The 4,769-nt window shown below is 48.6% G+C and carries 3 protein-coding genes; 2 read left to right on the forward strand and 1 reads right to left on the reverse strand.

Going from position 1 to position 4,769, the window contains the following annotated elements; translation table 11 throughout:
• Window positions 1-66 precede the first annotated feature (66 nt).
• Window positions 67-543 carry a double zinc ribbon domain-containing protein gene (locus C1752_RS27795; RefSeq protein ID WP_110989283.1) on the reverse strand — a complete coding sequence of 159 codons (477 nt, stop codon included), beginning with the start codon at window positions 541-543 and terminating at the stop codon, window positions 67-69.
• Between the two features lie 80 nt (window positions 544-623).
• Between C1752_RS27795 and C1752_RS27800 the strand changes: the two genes are divergently transcribed.
• Window positions 624-1,514, forward strand: coding sequence for a tyrosine-type recombinase/integrase (locus C1752_RS27800; RefSeq protein WP_110989284.1), 891 nt, complete (start codon window positions 624-626; stop codon window positions 1,512-1,514).
• Between the two features lie 151 nt (window positions 1,515-1,665).
• Window positions 1,666-4,644 (forward strand): Tn3 family transposase, encoded by a 2,979-nt coding sequence (locus tag C1752_RS27805; protein WP_110989285.1) that lies wholly within the window; start codon window positions 1,666-1,668, stop codon window positions 4,642-4,644.
• The last annotated feature ends 125 nt before the right edge of the window (window positions 4,645-4,769 follow it).

A 4,769-nucleotide genomic window follows, 5' to 3' on the forward strand; every position in this document is an offset into this window, starting at 1 on the left:
GGGGTTATGCCGACATACGCCTAATTATTCTCACTCAAACCTTGAAACCCTTTATTAATAGTCTATTCAAGACTTCAAAGTTTTGGATTTAGGTAACTTATATGCCTGACCACAGTAGGGGCAGAACCGATGCTTGAGTGAAGTAATGAGTTCATCGCAACTAAGACATCGATTGCGTAATTGCTCACCACACTCAAAACAGTATTTCGCTCTAACGTTTGTCCACAGGGCATCTGGCGGCGTACCTGGAACCCAACACTGCGGACAGAACTTGACCGATTGCACAGTCTCAACTGGAGTGCCCCGGTATAGACTCTCCAAATATTCCCCAGGCACCTGCAAAGCATGGGATAAGCCATTAATCGTTTTGCGATTGAGCCGCGTCGTCTTGCCACGCTCTAGCTTGCCCAGACTTTGGACATGCAATCCAGCCTTGAGCGCAACTTGCTTCTGAGTCAGCCCTAACCCTTCACGCAACCGACATACATATTCGGCAACGGATTCACCCGACTTTGGCGCTTGATCTGTTTCTAAAGCCTTCATGGAGTATAGCTTTAACGGTATCTCTTAAGTATGTCTTGTAAGCTGCCTATAGCAGCTTAGTTTAAGCAGAACTATTTCCTATGTCACCCTCTTTCGCGACAGTTGCAACGGAATTTATTGACCGTCCTGGCCTGAGTCAAACAACGACTCGCTCCTATGAATCCACCTTAATGCCTCTGTTGCAGTTGTACGGACGCTTTCCCATCGACATCGTAGATCGCGATCTTCTTGAAACCTATCTCAATGGCCTCACAGAGTTACGTTACAGCACCCACCATCGTCATCAAGCCATTGTGCAAGCACTGATGAATTATGCCGTTGACCGCAACTACATTCGCGTCAATCCCATCGCCCGTTTACCCCGCCGCAAAGCTGACCCACAAAGAGGTGAACACCAAAGTGATCAAGTCATCCGGTATTTAACCGCCGCGCAACTGCACTCTCTCTATCAAGCCGTTGCCAAAGCTCGCAGAATGAAAGCCCTCATTCACCTACTGCACCGAAGCGGTGCCCGCATCTCAGAGGTATTGGCTCTAGACCTTGCCGATATTGACATGAACAACAGTCGATTTCAGGTGGTAGGCAAAGGCAACAAAACACGCTGGTGCTTCTTCAGCACTGATGCCCAGCAGAGTCTAGAGAAATACCTCAAGCATTATCGGCACCCGCAAAGCCCCGCATTGTTTACAGCTCAGCATCGATTTAGTTTAGAAATTAGCCGTCTCAATTACAGTACAGCCTACAAGTCCTTCAAACAGTTAATTGCTGGACGCCCTGAATTAGAAGGTATCCGGCTCCATGATCTCCGTCATACCTTTGCCACAGAGCGAGTGGGGTTGATGGGACTCGAAGAATTAAGAGCACTCATGGGACATCAGAACATTCAGACCACGCTTCGGTATCAGAAAGTGACCTCTGCTCAAGCCAAACACGCTGCTCAAAAAGCATTTCAATCACTTCAAGAAAGGTGAGCCAAACTAGCGCAGTATTTTCATTTTCTATCATTCTTTAAAAGAATAGGTCAGTGGCTATTGCTGCCTTAAAGTGGAGTATTGTCTATACTCTGGGCTTGAAGAGTGAGTTTAGAAGGGGATCCCGTGAAATGGCAGCATTGACGCTCCGATGACTGCGATTGAACGAACGGCCTATCCACAATTTAAGGCCCGTCCAACCCTCAAGACGCTCCATGAGGTTTATACCCCTACTCCATCAGAGATCCAATGGGCCAGATCCCATGCCCGTTTCCCAACCAATGTGCTGACTTTGACGGTCTTATTGAAGTCCTTTCAGCGGTTAGGTTATTTCCCTGCCCTTGCCGATATTCCCTCCGCCATTGTTGAACATGTACGGTCGTATCTTGATATCAGCAAGCGCATCAAGCTGACACCGGCCACTTCATCCCTGTACCGATTTGAGAAACAGATTCGGACTCATTTAGGGGTGACCTCCTATGGTCCTGACACCCACCAAATAGCGGTTGCAGCCGTTGCTAAAGCTGCACTCATCAAAGACCATCCAGCCGACCTTATTAATGTCGCAATAGAAGAGTTGGTCAAATCTCGGTTTGAACTTCCTGCCTATGGCACATTAGATCAATTAGCGAGGACCATTCGCTACAACACCCACGAGCAGTTGTTTGAGCAGGTCGATACCCAGTTATCTCAAGCTGAACAAATCTATCTAGATCAGCTGATCCAACCCCAATCAGAAGATGCCGAGCTGACCTTGAATCAGCTCAAAGCTCCTCCTAAGAAGGCGACGCTTTCACACCTCAAGAAACTTCAAAGCAAATACGAGTCCCTGATGTCTTTTGCCGAAGCTCAACGCATTCTTGCGGATCTAACCCCCGCCAAGATCAAGTATTTTGCGGCCCAAGCCGAGGCGCTTGATATGGCTGAGCTGTCGAAGGTTAATTCAGCCAAACGGCGGACATTTCTGGTGTGCTTGATTTATCGCGCCCAGGTGAAATCTCGCGATCACTTGGCGGAAATGTTTCTCAAGCGAATGCTCAGTATCCATAATCGGGCCAAGACGCGTCTGGTGGAATTACGAGAACAGTCTTTGGCCACCACAGAATCGATGCTGGGTATTTTGGGTGAGGTGTTGGATGCATCGGCCAAGCAGCCGAGCAATGCCACTTTGGGTAAACAAGTACAGGGCATCCTTAATGCTCATGGGGGTGCTCAAGCCTTATTGGAGCAGTGTCAACAGGTTTCGCCCTACAACACCAAAAATCATTTCCCATTGATGTGGTCGTTCTATGTGCCCCACCGTAAGTCTATCTTTCGGCTGGTCCGTTCCTTGGGTATTCAATCGACCAGCCAGGACCGATCGCTAATCACAGCGCTTAATTTTCTTCTAGAACATGAAGACCGACGGGGCCAGTATTTACCAGCAGAGCTGGATCTAGGGTTTATCAGCTCTCAGTGGAGAAAGTTGGTCTATGCCCATGATGGAGACAAGACGGTTTTGGTCCGACGACAATTAGAGGTATGCCTGTTTAGCTATCTGGCCACGGAGTTGAAAACGGGGGATGCCTGTGTTCCAGGCTCTGAGAACTATGCCGACTTCCGAGAGCAACTCCTCAGTTGGCAAGAGTGTCAGCCATTACTGGAGCAATACTGCCAGGAGTTAAAGATACCGTCTACTGCCAGTGGATTTGTCCAGCATCTCAAGGACCAACTGACTCAACTGGCTCAGGAGGTAGACCAACGCTGTAAAGAAGACACTCAAGTCACCATCAATCAAGATGACAAGCCCAGTCTCAAACGCATCACTGCGGCACCGAGGTCCAAAAGTGCTTTGGAACTGGAAAAGAAAATTCTGGAGAAGATCCCGGAACGGAGTGTGCTTGATGTTCTCTCCAATGTTCAACATTGGGTCAATTGGACGCGCCATTTTGGGCCGATCTCTGGTTCTGAGCCTAAGCTCAGTGAACCGATTGAGCGCTACTTGTTCACCACCTTTGGCTATGGGTGCAACCTTGGTCCCAATGAAACAGCGCGTCACACTCGGGGAAGAATGAGTGCTCACATGCTCTCCTATGTGCATAGACGACATTTCACCACTGAGAAAATTGAGGCTGCGATTCGAGACATCATCAATGCCTACTCGCGCCTCAAACTCCCGCTCTGTTGGGGCACAGGGAAACGAGCGGCGGCTGATGGTAGCAAGTTTGAAATCTACGACAACAACCTGATTTCTGAGTACCATCTTCGCTATGGCGGCTATGGGGGCATCGCTTATCACCATGTGTCGGATCAATATATTGCACTGTTCACCCACTTCATCACCTGCGGGGTGTGGGAAGCAGTCTACATTTTGGATGGACTCATTAAAAACCAATCGGATATCCAGCCGGATACTATCCATGCCGATACCCAAGGTCAATGTGCTCCGGCGTTTGCCCTATCCCATTTGATGGGGATTCAGCTCATGCCCAGGATCCGCAATTGGAAAAACCTTGTATTCTTTCGTCCTAGCCCTGATGCAGAGTATGAGTACATTGATCCGCTCTTCAAGGAGAACGCTAATTGGCGACTGATTGAAAAGCATTGGCAGGATTTGATGCGAGTGATCCTCTCTATCCGGGCAGGTAAGCTATTGCCATCGACTATCCTGCGACGATTGAGCAGTAGTAGCAAGAAGAATCGGCTCTATCATGCCTTTGAGGCCCTTGGGCAGGTGATTCGCACCCAATTTCTGTTGCGCTATATCTCCGACCTTGGACTCCGACGACAGGTGACGGAATGCACCAATAAGGTGGAGGGATACAACCATTTCCTCGATTGGCTATTCTTCGGAAAGGCAGGGGTGATCACTGAAAATGATCCAGACCAGCAAGAGAAGCAGCTCAAATATCTGGAATTAGTTTCTAGTGCAGTGATTCTGCACAATACAGTGGAGATTTCTATTGCGATCCAGAAACTTCATGCGGAGGGGTATGAGGTTAAGCAGGAGGATTTGGCGACCATTAGTCCCTACATTACCCGCTGTCTCAGGCGATATGGCGATTATGTTGTTGATGTCCTTGATGTTCCACAACCGCTGGAGTTGGCGATCCCACTTCCCATACCGATTATGGAGGAGATTACTCTGTGAGTGGTACGTAAGTCCGAAAGCTAAGGTCTCTGATGTGTAGAGTAGATTTAAAATCGTTAATGCATTGCGATAGAAGGCTTACAGGGATCCTGTGAGAAAAATTAGGCGTATGTCGGCATGACCCC

The sequence above is a fragment of the Acaryochloris thomasi RCC1774 genome (genome assembly GCF_003231495.1).
GTDB lineage: Bacteria > Cyanobacteriota > Cyanobacteriia > Thermosynechococcales > Thermosynechococcaceae > RCC1774.